11 protein-coding genes are annotated in these 15186 nt (G+C 44.6%); 6 read left to right on the top strand and 5 right to left on the bottom strand.

What is annotated here, in order from left to right; translation table 11 throughout:
• Nucleotides 1-7 precede the first annotated feature (7 nt).
• The 3 genes from L2W36_RS01350 to L2W36_RS01360 are packed head-to-tail and all read right to left on the bottom strand — an operon-like array spanning nucleotide 8 to nucleotide 5079.
• On the bottom strand, nucleotides 8-3109 hold the full coding sequence (locus L2W36_RS01350) for an efflux RND transporter permease subunit (RefSeq protein ID WP_063605953.1): 3102 nt from the start codon (nucleotides 3107-3109) through the stop codon (nucleotides 8-10).
• Nucleotides 3106-4407, bottom strand: a complete 1302-nt coding sequence (locus tag L2W36_RS01355; RefSeq protein ID WP_236109145.1) for an efflux RND transporter periplasmic adaptor subunit — start codon at nucleotides 4405-4407, stop codon at nucleotides 3106-3108. Before L2W36_RS01355 ends, L2W36_RS01350 begins: the two co-directional genes overlap by 4 nt.
• Before the next feature lie 15 nt (nucleotides 4408-4422).
• The gene (locus L2W36_RS01360; protein WP_236109146.1) at nucleotides 4423-5079 is read right to left on the bottom strand and encodes a TetR/AcrR family transcriptional regulator; all 657 of its coding nucleotides are present in this window, start codon (nucleotides 5077-5079) and stop codon (nucleotides 4423-4425) included.
• 404 nt (nucleotides 5080-5483) lie between these two features.
• On the opposite strand from L2W36_RS01360, the gene leuA reads away from it, so the two are divergent.
• The 5 genes from leuA (at nucleotide 5484) to L2W36_RS01385 (ending at nucleotide 11226) form a co-directional block, all read left to right on the top strand.
• Nucleotides 5484-7031 carry a 2-isopropylmalate synthase gene (gene leuA / locus L2W36_RS01365; RefSeq protein ID WP_006074850.1) on the top strand — a complete coding sequence of 516 codons (1548 nt, stop codon included), beginning with the start codon at nucleotides 5484-5486 and terminating at the stop codon, nucleotides 7029-7031.
• Nucleotides 7032-7151: 120 nt separating this feature from the next.
• Entirely contained in the window at nucleotides 7152-8240 is a 1089-nt protein-coding gene (gene leuB, locus L2W36_RS01370) for a 3-isopropylmalate dehydrogenase (protein ID WP_124940638.1), read from the top strand.
• A 60-nt stretch (nucleotides 8241-8300) separates the two neighbouring features.
• On the top strand, nucleotides 8301-9701 hold the full coding sequence (leuC, locus tag L2W36_RS01375; protein WP_124940637.1) for a 3-isopropylmalate dehydratase large subunit: 1401 nt from the start codon (nucleotides 8301-8303) through the stop codon (nucleotides 9699-9701).
• A 13-nt stretch (nucleotides 9702-9714) separates the two neighbouring features.
• Nucleotides 9715-10317: a 3-isopropylmalate dehydratase small subunit gene (gene leuD / locus L2W36_RS01380; protein ID WP_006074847.1), complete on the top strand. Its 603-nt coding sequence runs from the start codon at nucleotides 9715-9717 to the stop codon at nucleotides 10315-10317.
• 117 nt (nucleotides 10318-10434) lie between these two features.
• The gene (locus L2W36_RS01385) at nucleotides 10435-11226 is read left to right on the top strand and encodes a DUF547 domain-containing protein (RefSeq protein ID WP_124940636.1); all 792 of its coding nucleotides are present in this window, start codon (nucleotides 10435-10437) and stop codon (nucleotides 11224-11226) included.
• A 40-nt stretch (nucleotides 11227-11266) separates the two neighbouring features.
• Here L2W36_RS01385 and L2W36_RS01390 read toward each other — a convergent pair whose 3' ends face one another.
• Entirely contained in the window at nucleotides 11267-11809 is a 543-nt protein-coding gene (locus L2W36_RS01390) for a DUF924 family protein (RefSeq protein WP_124940635.1), read from the bottom strand.
• On the bottom strand, nucleotides 11809-12657 hold the full coding sequence (gene djlA, locus L2W36_RS01395; RefSeq protein ID WP_038229178.1) for a co-chaperone DjlA: 849 nt from the start codon (nucleotides 12655-12657) through the stop codon (nucleotides 11809-11811). Before djlA ends, L2W36_RS01390 begins: the two co-directional genes overlap by 1 nt.
• A 159-nt stretch (nucleotides 12658-12816) precedes the next feature.
• Between djlA and lptD the strand changes: the two genes are divergently transcribed.
• The gene (lptD, locus tag L2W36_RS01400; RefSeq protein WP_236109147.1) at nucleotides 12817-15156 is read left to right on the top strand and encodes an LPS assembly protein LptD; all 2340 of its coding nucleotides are present in this window, start codon (nucleotides 12817-12819) and stop codon (nucleotides 15154-15156) included.
• Nucleotides 15157-15186 lie beyond the last annotated feature (30 nt).

A 15186-nucleotide genomic window follows, 5' to 3' on the forward strand; every position in this document is an offset into this window, starting at 1 on the left:
ACGCGAATTAGATTTCTTCGTGTTTGTGGACCAATCCCCAATCAGCCAATATGGCATACGCCGATGGAATCATAAATAGCACCAAGGCTGTCGAAGCAAAAATACCAAACACAATCGAAATAACGAGCGGTTGAATAACCTGAGCTTGCAAGCTGGTCTCGGTAAGTAGAGGCAATAAACCTGCCGCCGTAGTCATTGACGTTAAGAACACCGCACGAAAACGTTCACGGCTCGCTTTAACCACAGAGTCATGCACTGAATCGCCTTCATCCACATGGTGACGTATGTACTGAACCAAGAGAATCGAGTCATTCACTACAATACCGGCTAGCGACACAAATCCCATAATACTTGGCATACTCATTGAGTGTCCTAACAGCAAGTGCCCCCATACCACACCAATAAAGGCTAAAGGAATCGCCAACATAACCACAAAAGGTTCAAGGTAACTTCTGAACTGATAACTCAGAATGGTGAATACGCCAAATAATCCTAATAGGAACCCTTTTGCCATTGACGCGCCAGTTTCTGCACTGTCTTTGGTTTCCCCCTCGAAGTCGAATCTCAATCCTGGATATTCTTGCTGTAGCTTGCTGACTTCTTCAGCGCGGAACTGGCTGATAATATCGGTCGAGCTAGCTTTAGATGCGTCAACATCACCAAATACGCTCACGGTTCTCAAACCATCAACACGTTGGATACGCACATAGTTACGCTGAAAATCTAACGTAGCGACAGAAGCCAGAGGAACTTGTGAACCGTCCGCCAGGAAAATCGGGAAATTAGCCAGCTGCTGGATATCCCCAATATCTTGCTTGTTGAGTTTCACCTCAATTTTAATGTTCTCCACCCCTACCTGAATTTCATCGGCAGTTTGACCAAAAAACGCGGCTCGAAGCTGGCTAGCAATCAGCTGACCATTAACACCAAAGCTCTCGGCACCTGGGCGTAATTTGACCAGAATTTCTTCTTTACCTAAACGCATATCGTCCAAGACACCACTGACACCATCAAACTCATTCAAGTATTGCTGTATCTCAACGGACGCCGCTTTTAGCATGTCTAGGTCATCATGCTTAATGCGAATTTCCAATGCACGGCCACCCGGCCCCATTGTCGGTTGCTTGAAAACTAATGAGATCGGATCAGCAAGCTCTCCCACATCTTCTCTCCAAGCCGCAATAAAATCATCGATCAAGGTATTTCGCTGCTCAGCACTGAGCAAATCCAGTCTCACAGTAGCAATATGTGGCCCTGATTCGTTAGCATCACGGTTGGTATTGAACTGACTAGTAATTTGTTTTACCAGTGGTTCGCCACCTTCCATTTCGTCGCTCCACTGCTTATTGAGTTTTTCAGCCGACGCTACAATTTTATCAACAACACGCTCTGTTTGAGACAAGGAAGCTCCTGGTGGCAGGATGATCCTCGCTTCAGCAATATCGCCATCTAATGAAGGGAATGGGTGGAACTTCACTACTCCACCAGCGATTAAGCTCACCGAGATAAGTAACATCGCAAAGACACTGCCCATAAAGGCATAGCGGTAGGAAACAACTTTGTCGACCGCATTCACTAATGTTGTATTGCGAAAATGCTCAAAGCGCTCGAGTAATACGCGTTTGAACTTTACGGGAGGCTTATCTTTATTATGTTTATGCAGCGAGTGAGACAAGTGATTCGGCAAAATCAAAAATGCTTCAACCAGACTAAGCGACAACACCAAAATCAACACTTGTGGCACAGCACGCAGCACCGCCCCCATTTCTCCTTGCAGGAAGAGCAAGCTGCCGAAAATACACACAGTAGTCAAAAACGAGGAGATAACACCGGGTAGGACTTTCTTCACTCCATTGATGACCGCATCATCGATACTCTGTCCTCGGTCAAGGTGAGATTGAATCGACTCTGCGATAACGATAGCATCATCCATCATGATACCGATGGCCATTAATAGCCCAACTAGCGACATGATATTGATCGACAGCCCGAGGTTAGCCATCAAGAAAAGACCACCAAGAAATGCCACCGGTAAGCCAGCGGCAACCCAAAACGAATAACGGAAACTAAAGAACAACCACATCGTCGCAAAGACTAATAAGATCCCCTGCCAGCCATTTTTGACCATCATGGTCAGACGATCCCAAAGTACCGATGACATATCGTTGGTCATTTCTAACGTCACGCCTTCTGGTGCGATAAGTCGCTGTGCATCCACAAATTTGGTGACCTGCTCTTTTACACGCAGTGCATCATCTTCTTTGTTTTTACTGATCTTTAGCACTGCAGAAGGCTTACCGTTGAACAGTACCTTTTGCTCATCAAGCTCAAAGCGGTCGGTAATGGTCGCTACATCTTTCAGGCGAATAAGTGCACCGCTGGGACTTGAACCGACAACAATAGACTCCAACTCTTGCGGAGTTACTCGTCGTTCATCAAAACGAATTAAGAAATTTTTGTCTTCAGTTTCAACATTACCACTCGGTAACTTGATGTTCTGATTACCAATTTGCACCGCAATATCGCTGATACTGAGCCCCATTTGGCGCATAATTTGAGTGTTCAACTCCACACGATATTGGTGATCCGAGAAACCGCTCACATCGACAAGTGATACACCATAATCTAGCTTTAGAATGCGCTTGAGCTGCTCGGCGTACGCTTTTAGCTCTGGCCAACTGGTGTCTGCTGTTATAGCAACGTCTACTACAGGCTCATTCCAATCCAGCTCTTGAACTACTGGAGATTCAATCTCGTCAGGAAAGTCGTTGATAGCATTAATTTGAGTTTGCACATCCACCAGCATACGGCCGATGTCTGCTCGCTCATTGAGTTTAAGCGTTAAACGCGCAGAACCTTCAATCGCTTCACATTTGGTTTCTTCAATATTTGATAGGCCATCGACGGCATCTTCCATTCGTACGCAGAGACTCTCTTCCACTTCCTGTGGCGATGCCCCCGGATAAGTGATAGCTGCCATAATATAAGGCGGATCAAACTCCGGGAAGGTTTCACGTTTTATGGTCGACAATGACGAGATACCCAAGATCAACAATGCCAACATTAGCAAATTGGCAGCAGTTGGGTGCTTAGAGAAAAATCGAATCATTGGCTTGCCTCGTCGATGCTTTCTCGGACTAACATTCCTTCAATAGCGGGCAAAATATCGTTCAGAATCACTTTCTCACCTTGCTGTAGGTCACCAGTGATGATCACTTGATTATCCCTACGGTAAGAGACTTGTACCGAACGCATTTCAAGGCGATTTTCATCGTTCATCAAATAGATTTTATCGCCGTGCAATGCGCGTTCAGGCACGAGCCAAGATGGTTGTTTCTGTCCTTCAATGGTTGCTTTTACAAACATCCCATTGACCAGCACTGGCGTACCCGCAAGGCCGTTGTTGCTTGGTAATTGAGAAACTTCCAGAATCACACCTGCTGTCGCTTGGTTAGCATCAACGGTTTCGCTGACACGTGCCACTTTAGCTGGCCACGTTGCAGTAAGGTTTCCACTACTCAATTCCACAGTGGCTTGCAGCTTATCTAATTCAACATTACCACTTTGGCTCTCATCCCAATTCAGGGTATTCGACAACAGCTGCAAATCGTGAATCGACAACTGCGCTTCTACTTCCATCACATCGTTTAGGTGTGCTGTAACCATGGTTTGCTGCAAGTTCACTACTTGGTTTAACTCAGCATCCACTTCAGAAACACGCATCGTAACGGGCAAAACAATACGTGTCTTTTCCAATGAGCGCTTCGCTTCATCTACTTTCGCTTGGTTCACTTTCACCAAAGCTTGGGAGACACCTCTTTCATCCGGCATCAACGCCAATTGGTTTTCAATATCTTGAACCAACTTTTTCTGCGACAGCATATTTTGTTTTTGAGTATCGACATCAGACTGAGACGTTAAGCCACGCTTATTGAGGTTCACACGACGCTGGTATTCGTTTTCCGCGAGTTGTAAGCGGTTTATCTCAATAGATAGTGTTTGTTTCAGGTTCGTCTCTTCTTGGTCTAAACGGGCCAATTGAGTTTCGCTTGATTTAAGGTCGGCAATCGCCTGTGATAGCTTGAGTTCGTAATCTAAAGGGTCAATACGAAGAATTTCCGTTCCCGCCGCTACCACGGTGCCTTTTTCTAAATTCGGATGCTTGTATACCACCGCTCCTGTCACCTCTGCGATGGCCTTCCACTCAACTTTCGGTTCAGCTCGACCAAAGCCAATTGCGATAGGCGCTGACATCTGCGGTGTTAGAGTCATGGTATCAACTACTCTTGAACGATCTCCAGCGGGTTTCGTTGGCACATCGGGTCTCAGGTTTATTGCTGCAATGAGCGCAATTACACCAACTGCAAAGGCAGGAAAAAACAACAGCTTTTTATTTTTAGACGTCATAAGGTCACATTCTGATTAGTCGTTAGTAGGGTCGCGTAACAGCGCACGTGATAGCAATGAGATGTTGTGTTCGAGCAACTCATCTAGAAAGGCTTCATTCAGTTCGATTCCGTGTAGTTGCAACATGGCAGGTGGCGCGACAAACGGAAACACCATGAGTGATATAAACGATACTTTACAAAGCTTCGGATCAATATCATCACGTAAATATCCTGCCTGTTGCAGTCGACCAAACATCAGGTCATGGTCTGGGCGAGCAAGATCAGCAAACACTTTTTCAAACAGTCGTCTCTGTGTCGCCGAGGGAGGCATATGCATAATTTGAGCGACTAAACGCGGGAACTGCGGAACTTTATTCATTTCGTGATAATAAATACGCATAAAATCAAACAAGTTACGATGATCGCCTTTCGTAAAAACTTCATCCATTTTGTTTTTCATAGGGGCGATGGTCTCACGAACCATGGTTTCGAAGAGCCCCTCTTTGTTGCCAAAGTAGTAACGAATCATCGCAATGTTGACGCCCGCTCGTTGCGCAATCAGGCGAGTCGATACTTTATCGTATGGCATGACAACAAACAGTTCACGAGCATGCTCTAGCAGCTTTTGGCGCGCGTCAGTTTGCTTTCTAGGGCGGCCTACCTTTCTCTTTTCTTGTTCCACAGGCTGCATAATTTAACCTTGATTATTAATCACTAGATTAATTATAGGACTGATACCTTTGCTTTATGCAGAACAATAATTCATCACAATTTAATCATTTGATTAATTTACTATTGAAAACGCTGAGACTGCAGTGCTCACTGATCCGATATCCAAGAAAAATCAGATTAACCCTTGACGCATGAGCTTGAGTGCGGTACTAATCTTGTAACTTAATTTTGTGGAATGCATAACAGTGTCATTACGTTTTTCTCTACTCCTGAACCTCCTCCTTATCGTGAAAAAATCGCGCGGGTAGGTTGTGGACGAAAAACACCACTAAGAATTCTAAAAAAACCCGCTTAGACAAGCGGGTTTTTTTATATCGATTGAACTGGACGTAAACGATTAACCTGTACAAAGAGGAAGCAACTATGAAAGATCAGGTGATAATATTCGACACCACATTGCGTGACGGCGAGCAAGCACTTTCAGCAAGTCTGACAGTTAAAGAGAAACTGCAAATTGCTTATGCGCTCGAGCGTCTAGGTGTTGATGTTATTGAAGCTGGCTTCCCTATCTCCTCTCCAGGTGACTTTGAGTCAGTACAAACCATCGCTAAACACATCAAAAACAGTCGAGTTTGTGCATTGTCGCGCGCAGTGGCTAAAGATATTGATGCCGCCGCTGAAGCGTTAAAAGTCGCAGAAGCATTCCGTATTCACACGTTCATCTCTACCTCAACGGTTCACGTTCAAGATAAATTGCGTCGTAGTTATGACGATGTAGTCGAGATGGGCGTAAAAGCGGTGAAACATGCACGTAACTATACCGACGACGTTGAGTTCTCTTGTGAAGATGCAGGACGCACACCAATCGACAATCTTTGCCGTATGGTCGAAGCCGCTATTGATGCTGGCGCAAGTACCATCAATATTCCAGACACGGTAGGCTACACGGTTCCAAACGAATTCGGTGGTATCATCCAAACCCTTTTCAATCGCGTTCCTAACATCGACAAAGCGATTATTTCGGTGCACTGCCATGATGACTTAGGCATGTCGGTGGCGAACTCTATCGCAGCAGTCCAAGCAGGTGCTCGCCAAATTGAAGGTACCATCAATGGTATCGGTGAGCGCGCAGGTAACTGCTCTCTAGAAGAAATTGCGATGATTATTAAAACGCGCCAAGAGCTTCTAGGTGTTCATACTGGCTTGCAACATCAAGAAATCCATCGCACCAGTAAACTGGTTTCCCAGCTATGCAACATGCCAATTCAAGACAACAAAGCCATTGTTGGTGCGAATGCATTTAGCCACTCTTCAGGCATTCACCAAGACGGTATGTTGAAGAACAAAAATACCTACGAGATCATGACACCGGAATCCATTGGCCTAAAAGACAAAGCATTGAACCTAACGAGTCGTTCTGGTCGAGCTGCTGTTAAGAGTCATATGGATGCGATGGGTTACAACGAGAATGAATACAATCTAGACACGCTATATGAGGATTTCTTGAAGCTAGCGGATCGTAAAGGTCAGGTCTTTGATTACGATTTAGAAGCATTAATGCACTTTGCGAACTTGCGTGCCGAAGACGACTTCTTTAAGTTGAACTATCTAAGCGTTCAATCTGGTAGCATCATGGCAACGACAAGCATCAAGATTCAATGTGGTGATGAAGAGAAATGCGAGGCGGCCGTCGGTAACGGCCCAGTTGATGCGCTTTATCAATGTATCTATCGCGTGACGGGTTACGACATTGTTCTAGATAAGTTTGATTTGACTGCAAAAGGTGAAGGCGAAGATGGTTTGGGCCAAGCCGATATTATTGCTAACTACAAGGGTCGCAAATATCACGGGACTGGTGTCTCAACGGATATCGTTGAAGCTTCTGGTCAAGCCCTACTTCATGTTATCAATAGTATTCATCGCGCTGATCAGATTGAAGAGATGAAGCAGAAAAAAGTAGAAGCGGTCTAAGGTAAGCGTTCATTCCCAAGACCACAGGAAAATTTAGCCCCTTGCTGTTGTTGTCCAGACAATAGTTTTCAAGGGGCTTAAGAAATATAAGTAAATACAACATTTAAGGAAATTAGCCCCATGGCAGGTACTTACAAGATTGCAGTTCTACCAGGTGATGGTATTGGCCCAGAAGTTATGGCTCAAGCACATAAAGTGTTGGATGCGATTTCAGAGAAGCACAGCATTACACTAGAACGTGAAGAATACGATGTAGGTGGTATCGCCATCGATAATCACGGTTGCCCTCTTCCAGAGAGCACAGTGAAAGGCTGTGAAGAATCAAACGCAATCCTATTCGGTTCAGTTGGAGGTCCCAAGTGGGAGCACCTTCCACCCAATGACCAGCCAGAACGTGGCGCCCTTCTACCACTTCGCAAACACTTCCAACTATTCTGTAATTTACGTCCAGCGCAAATTCACGCTGGTCTAGAAGACTTTTCACCTCTTCGTGCTGATATTTCAGCAAAAGGCTTCGATATTGTAGTGGTTCGTGAGTTAACAGGTGGCATCTACTTTGGTCAGCCAAAAGGTCGTGAAGGTGAAGGCCCGACAGAAAAAGCGTTTGATACTGAGGTCTACCACCGTTTTGAAATTGAACGCATTGCCAAGATTGCCTTTGAGTCCGCACGTCTTCGCAACAAAAACGTTTACTCCATCGATAAAGCGAATGTTTTACAAAGCTCTATCCTATGGCGTGAAGTCGTTGAAGAAGTAGCAAAAGAGTACCCAGATGTCACTCTAAACCACATGTACATCGATAACGCAACCATGCAATTAATCAAAGATCCGGCTCAGTTTGACATCATGCTTTGCTCTAACATCTTTGGTGACATCATTTCTGATGAGTGTGCGATGATCACAGGTTCTATGGGCATGTTGCCATCAGCAAGTCTTAATGAAAGTCAATTCGGTCTCTACGAGCCAGCTGGCGGCAGTGCACCAGACATCGCTGGTAAAAACATTGCTAACCCAGTAGCACAAATTCTTTCTGCTGCGCTAATGCTTCGTTACAGCTTAGGTGAAGAGGCCGCAGCGCAAGACATCGAAGCCGCAGTTAGTAAGGCACTATCTGCAGGCGAGTTAACGGCGGATCTAGCAGGCGATAAGCCAGCACTTAGCACCTCTGAGATGGGTGACAAGATCGCAAGTTACGTATTGAACTCATAATTACAACATCGCCTTCGCTGCGCCTATAGGGGCGTGGCGGAAGAAGCAAGGAATTTAGCAATGTCAAAAACACTATACGAAAAAGTCTACGATGCACACGTCGCCGTAGAAGCGGAGGGTGAAAACCCAATCCTATATATCGATCGTCACTTGGTTCATGAAGTGACATCTCCTCAAGCATTTGATGGTCTGCGCGAAAAAGGTCGCCAAGTGCGCCAAGTAGGTAAGACTTTCGCGACGATGGACCACAACGTTTCGACAACGACCAAAGACATCAACGCCTCTGGTGAAATGGCACGTATCCAGATGGAAACGCTATCCAAGAACTGCGAAGAATTCGGGGTGACACTTTACGATATCAATCATAAATACCAAGGTATTGTTCATGTTATGGGCCCAGAGCTTGGTATTACGCTACCAGCGATGACCATTGTTTGTGGTGATTCGCATACGGCTACTCACGGTGCATTTGGTTCATTGGCATTTGGCATTGGTACCTCAGAAGTAGAGCACGTCCTAGCGACTCAGACACTAAAACAATCTCGCGCTAAAGCGATGAAGATTGAAGTCAAAGGTAAAGTGGCTCCCGGTGTAACGGCAAAAGATATCGTCCTAGCCATTATCGGTGAAACTACAGCAGCAGGTGGTACGGGTTACGTCGTTGAGTTCTGTGGTGAAGCGATTACTGACCTTTCTATGGAAGGTCGTATGACGGTATGTAACATGGCTATCGAACTCGGTGCGAAAGCAGGTCTAATCGCTCCTGATGAAACGACGTTTGAGTATTTAAAAGGCCGTAAGTTCGCTCCTCAAGGCGCTGACTGGGATGCTGCCGTTGAATACTGGAAAACCTTTAAAACCGATGACGATGCTAAGTTTGACGCTGTCGTTACACTAAACGGTGCCGATATTAAACCTCAGGTTACTTGGGGCACCAACCCCGGCCAAGTTATTGCCGTTGACCAACCTATTCCATCACCGGAAAGCTTTGCTGACCCAGTAGAAAAAGCATCTGCAGAAAAAGCACTGGCTTATATGGGTCTAGAAGCGGGTAAATCACTTAAAGACTACCCAGTAGACAAAGTATTTGTAGGTTCTTGTACTAACTCTCGTATCGAAGATATGCGTGCTGCAGCTGCTGTTGCTAAAGGTCGTAAAGTCGCAGATCATGTGCAAGCTTTGATTGTCCCTGGCTCAGAGCAGGTAAAAGCTCAGGCTGAAGCGGAAGGCTTAGACTCTATCTTTAAAGAAGCGGGCTTTGAATGGCGCTTGCCAGGCTGCTCAATGTGTCTGGCGATGAACAATGACCGCCTAGGCCCACAGGAGCGCTGTGCCTCTACTAGTAACCGTAACTTTGAAGGTCGTCAAGGCCGTGACGGTCGCACACATCTAGTGAGTCCTGCAATGGCAGCCGCAGCGGCTATCGCAGGTCATTTTGTTGATATCAGAGAGCTAGACTAAGAAGGAAACTCACATGTCAGGATTTAAACAACACACCGGCTTAGTCGTACCTTTAGATGCAGCGAATGTCGATACCGACGCCATCATCCCTAAGCAGTTTTTACAGAAAGTCACCCGCACTGGTTTTGGTAAACACCTATTCCACGACTGGCGCTTCTTGGACGACGCAGGCGAGCAAGACAATCCAGAATTTGTCATGAATGCTCCTCGCTATCAAGGCGCTAGCATTTTACTTGCTCGTGAAAACTTTGGCTGTGGCTCTTCGCGTGAACACGCTCCCTGGGCACTAGCTGATTACGGCATCCAAGTAATGATCGCTCCAAGTTTTGCCGATATTTTCTATGGCAACTCTATTAACAACCAAATGGTACCAGTTCGATTAACGGAGCAAGAGGTGGATGAACTGTTCCAATACGTCGAAGCAAACGAAGGTGCAGAAATAACTGTCGACCTAGAAGCAATGAAAGTAACAGCTAACGGTAAGTCTTACAGCTTTGAGATTGACGAATTCCGTCGCCACTGTCTATTAAACGGTCTAGACAACATTGGCCTAACGTTGCAGCACGAAGACAAAATTGCAGCTTATGAAGCCAACATTCCTAGCTTCCTAAAATAAAAGTCAAAACGAATTGATAAATCCCAGCCAAGTGCTGGGATTTTTTTCACTCAATTGAAATAACTTGGCATCTTTACAGGTCTGATGGATTAGCCTTACATAAAATGGATCGTTGCTATGGTCAAAACACTGCTTAAAGCACTCACGGCTTCTCTCTTATTGTTTAGTTTTACTGCGTTTTCCGCGCCGAAATCTGAGCTTTGGGCTTACTGGAATTCAAGTAATGAAGCAAACCTTCAAAACGTGTCACACCAAAGCTGGCAAGCCTTTCTTGATAAGTATTTGGTAGTAGAAGGTGATAACACCTTGGTACGTTACGTTCGAGTTTCTCCAAACGATAAGCAGCAATTAAAAAGTTATCTGTCGGAACTCGCAGCCATCGACCCAAGAACACTGAATAAAGCGGAACAATACGCTTACTGGGTGAACCTCTACAATGCGATTACCGTTGACCTAATTTTGGATAATTACCCAATAAAATCGATTACAAAGCTGGGTGGTTTATTTAGCTTTGGACCTTGGGGAGATGATGTCATTACAATTACAGGTCAGACGCTGACGCTTAATGATATTGAGCATAGAATCCTTCGTCCTATTTGGAATGATCCAAGAACCCATTACGCCGTTAACTGCGCCAGTTTAGGGTGTCCAAACCTGCAACCTCAAGCATTCACATCAAGCAATACAGAAGCGTTACTGGAACAGGCGGCAAGCACTTTTATCAACTCAAATAAGGGCGTAAACATCAAAGGTGACAAGGCAACACTTTCGTCGATTTACGACTGGTTTGCTGAGGACTTCAAAGCTCAAGGTGGTGTCATTGCTCATATGGCAAAATACAGCCCTAAGCTAACAGGGTTTGCGGGTAAAATTGACTACGATTACGATTGGGCTTTAAACGAAAAATAGTATTAGGGTCCAGGCTTGCTTGCCTAGACCTTACTACATTTCAAAAACTAGAGCCGGGCTGGGTAAGAAATTCCAGCTCTTCCTCACTAGATTGTCGCCCTAAAATCTTATTCCGATGTGGGTAGCGGCCAAATCGCTCGATAATCACTTTGTGGCGATATTCAAAATCCAGGTTATTTTCAAGACCGCTTTGTTTAAACAAGCGCACAGCCTCTTCATGAACAACCAAAGATTCGCTATGCATATAAGGCATGTATAAGAAGCTACGTTGCTCTTCACTTAGCTTCATATCTTCGCCTAATGCTACCGCTTCTTGGGCGAGTACCAACGCCATTGGGTCGGACAAAAATGACTGAGGCTTACCGCGATATAAATTCCGAGAAAACTGGTCTAATACTATGATTTCAGCCAGGCGTCCTTGTGGGCTTTGACGCCACGTATACAGTTCACCGAGCGCGGCTTTATTATGCAGCGACAAAAAGCGCTGCTCTATAAGGCTATCTAGTGCCACATCCCCTGAGAACCAATCTGCGGGCGTTAATTCACCAAACCAAAAGTCCAGTACATCCTTGTCTGTCTGCATTATTTAAATCCCTTCACCTTCTTAATTAAATCATAGGCATTTTGAATCTCTTGAGATTTTTCTTTTGCCATATTCATCATTTCAGGTGGCAAGCCTTTAGCCATCAGTTTATCTGGATGATGCTCATTCATCAGTTTACGATAAGCTCGTTTGAGCGTTTTCGCATCGGCATCTTCTGACACACCAAGCACATCATACGCATCAGAAAGCTGCGACGCACTGCTCGCTTGCTGCCAACTTCCTGATTGTTGACCACCTTGATAGTGACCACCACCGAAATTACCACCTTGTTGGAATCGGAACGCCGCTTCTTGCATTCGTAATCGCTGCTCTAACTGCTGAGCTGAAAAGCCAAGTCCTTGTGCAATCCGGTGCAACACTTCTCGTTCAGCAGGGTGAACACTTCCGTCAGCAAAGGCTGCTGAAATTTGCAATTCCAAAAAGAACTGAAGCAGATCATGACGACCGCCCGACGAAATACGGACCTTATCAAGAATACGTTCTAACGGAAAATCCGCCGACTTCCCTTCGCGGAACGCTTCTTGAGCTGCTCTTTTTTGCTCACTATTAAGGTTCATACGATCCATCATAATGGTCGCTAGTTGAATCTCTTCTTTGGTGACTTGTCCTTTCGCTTTGGCAACATGCCCCATCACAGCATAGGCAGAGGTGAGAAATTCTTCTTGTCGTTTAGCTTGATCTGCACCGCCAAATCCACCTCGTGCAAAACCACCTTGATTTAATCGTCTCGCTTTGTCGAACTGGTGCCCAATGAATAAACCGAACAGCGCACCTAACGGTCCGCCAAATAACATGCCGAAAAATACGCCTAAAATTTTACCTATCATGTGATTTATGTGCTCTTTATTTATGAATTTTTGCGCTGATTCGCAGTCTACTAGTGTCGTTAAGGTCAATTTCCTTTATGATAGAGACCGTCTTATAAACGATTCAATATCAATCGAATTCAACTGAATGAATCAAGTTAAACAGGATAGTACAACTCGATGTCACGTTTTTCCCGCACATATCTAGCGGCCTCAATAGGTGCTGCGCTGCTAGCGTCTTACGCACATGCCGAAGAAACATCGAAAAATAGTGGGCAAACTATGCCACCAGCAGAGCAGTGCTCTGTTGATACTGCACAAAGTTCCGATTCCAATCAAGAGCCAATCAATATAGAAGCGGACTCTTTGGAAGCGATCAGTGGACAACGCGCGACATATAAAGGCGATGTAGTGGTAGTTCAAGGCAATAAAACCATCACCGCAGATAATGTCACACTTCATCAAAAAGAAAATATCGTTGTCGCTGAAGGTAACGTGGTAATGAATGATGGTGAGATCCGAGCAGTCTCTGACAAAGCCACAAACAACCTCAATAAAGATGAAATTACTCTTGAGAACACGCAATATCAATTTTTGTGTACCCCAGGCCGTGGCGATGCAGTATTTGTTTCCAAGACTGGTAAAAAGCTATATGAGATTGAAGATGGCTCGATTACTTCATGCCCAGAAGGAGACAACTCATGGCGTTTCTTAGCTTCTGGTATTGATATTGATCCAGACGAGGAAGTCGCAACTCTTTATAATTCAAGAGTTGAAGTTCAGAACGTCCCTATCTTTTATTTGCCATATATGCAGATGCCTATTGGTGACAGACGCAAAACCGGCGTGTTACGACCATCTGCATCACTTGGTTCTAAGAATGGTTTTGAGTTTGCACTACCTGTTTACTGGAACCTAGCTGAAAACTACGATTTGCTTACTACTTTCAATTATATGCAAAACCGTGGGTTACAACTTAAAGGTGATTTTAGATACTTAACTTCAAATAGTACTGGTCGACTGCAAGCTGAAGTTTTAGGTAAAGATAAGAAGTTCGAGGATAAGGGCGCTCGCTGGGCTACACAGTTTACCAACTATACTAGTTTTAGTTCTAACTGGGGTCTAAACATTGACTATTCTCAAGTCTCTGATATTGAATATTTTACAGATATGGACTCTAGTTTAGGTAACCGTTCTGATGGTCAATTGATGCAGGAAGGTACAATAACCTACCGAAACGCGAACTGGGATACCGCTTTAAGAGCTCGTGACTTTCAAATTCTTCAAGAATCAAATGCTCCTTTTCGACTAGCTCCTCAGTTTGAAGCTAACTACTACTTACCTCAAGCGTATAAGAATCTTAATTTTGACGTAGTTAGTCATATTTCAAACTTCACTTCTGATGATCAAACCAAACCGACGGCAATACGCGTTCATGTTGAACCTGGTCTGACTTTACCTTTGGCGAACACGTGGGGCTCTTGGACCAATGAAGCTAGGCTAATGTACACATACTATGATCAGGCAAAACAAGATAATTTTGTAACGCCCGATTATATGACAGAGCTTAAGGAAAAAGTAACTAGAACTGTACCTCAGTTTAGAAGTCATGGTTCAATGGTGTTTGAACGAAAAACTACCTTTGTTAAAGACTATACCCAAACCTTAGAGCCTCAGGTTCAATACCTATATATTCCTGATGTAAATCAAGATGGAATATATCGATACGACACATCATTACTTCAAACCGATTATTACGGTCTTTTTCGAGCACGCAAATACAGCGGAGTTGACTTTATTGCTCCAGCAAATCAATTTAGTTATGGAGCTTCTACTCGATTCTTCGATAGCATACATCGAGAACGCTTAGCAGTTTCCTTTGGGCAAATATACTATTTAGACCCTGGTACTAAGGACGTCAATCAAACTTCTGACGATGTTACAACTAACTATTCTGCATGGGCTGTTGAAACGGATGTGAATTTCAATGACAAAGTCTTCTATCGAGGCGGGATTCAGTACGATTTGGATGGTTCTCAAGTATCTATTGGTAATTCTGCTCTCGAATATCGAATAGGTGGAGACTACATTCAAGCCAATTATAGATACGTTTCCCGTGAGTACATAAAAAGCACATTAAACTATAGTGAAGACTACCTCCAAACTAATACTCGAAATGGCATTTCACAAATAGGACTGATGGGTGGGTATCGTTTTGGTCCCAAGTGGGTTGTTCAGGGGCAATACTTTTATGACACGACTGAAAACGTAGCAATGGAATGGCTAGCCCAAATTCAATACGAATCAGATTGTTGGTACATAGGCTTCGACTTCAGTAAACAGCTGCGTTCTTGGGAAGGTAATAGTCCTGAGACTGGAAATATAGGCAACACCCCTGTATTTGAACAAAACGTCCGAGTAAACTTTGGTATTACCGGCCTCGGCGGAAGTACGGCTCCACCGCCATCCCCGACAGGTAACGCTTTGGGATACAGCCGACCATTTATTCTAAATAATTGATCGTTAGACTGAAATTAGGAACTTTATCAA

This window comes from Vibrio sp. McD22-P3, assembly GCF_021568915.1.
Lineage (GTDB): Bacteria > Pseudomonadota > Gammaproteobacteria > Enterobacterales > Vibrionaceae > Vibrio > Vibrio mediterranei.